Annotated in this window: 1 protein-coding gene and 1 pseudogene; both read right to left on the bottom strand. The window is 29.8% G+C overall.

What is annotated here, in order from left to right:
- Window positions 1–149 (bottom strand): annotated as a pseudogene (locus NL42_RS19150) (energy transducer TonB); the annotation flags it as partial.
- Between the two features lie 149 nt (window positions 150–298).
- Window positions 299–523, bottom strand: coding sequence for a hypothetical protein (locus NL42_RS19145; protein ID WP_461313957.1), 225 nt, complete (start codon window positions 521–523; stop codon window positions 299–301).
- Window positions 524–607: the final 84 nt, after the last annotated feature.

The raw sequence follows: 607 nt of genomic DNA, 5'->3' as shown, positions 1-607 counted from the left end.
TTATAAATTTTCTTTTGATATTGCTTTTTATATTTTTCAGCCTCTGAAGTAATCTTATTATCAGTCACTTGAACAGGAGGAACTTGTTTATGGCCAGTCGTACACCCAACTAATAAAAATAAAGAAGCAATAATAGTGAAGTTTTTCATTTAAAGTACCTTTTTTCAATAATTAAAATTTAACAGTTTAAATTTTAAAAAACCACTCGAAGGCGGTATTAATCATTGATTATTCCTAGCCAGCAAAGGTAGTCAGCCATCCTTATCTACCTTTGTTTAAATTAATGCTTTATTTTTCTTTAAAAAGGGACTTCGTAGCGAAAATTCATATTTGAATTTTCCGGCATATTATGGACATCTTGATCAGTAAAAATTCCGTGTTCAGGTGTTTTAAAACTATTAAATGCTTTATTCACTGGAGTAGTTGGAGCGTTATTTAAATAATTTTCTTGAGAATTATATGTAGATGAAGCACAACCAATCAGCCCAAAACCCAATAAAGATATAACTAAAACTGTCTTCATAAATTTCGTCCACTGTTATAAAAGCCACACAACTTAACAAATTGAATCGCAGTTGTCACACCGAAACTATTTAGTATTACTTAA

Source organism: Acinetobacter sp. GN11, from assembly GCF_054823985.1.
Note: the sequence above shows the minus strand (reverse complement) of the source record. Positions and strands in the feature narration are given on the sequence as shown.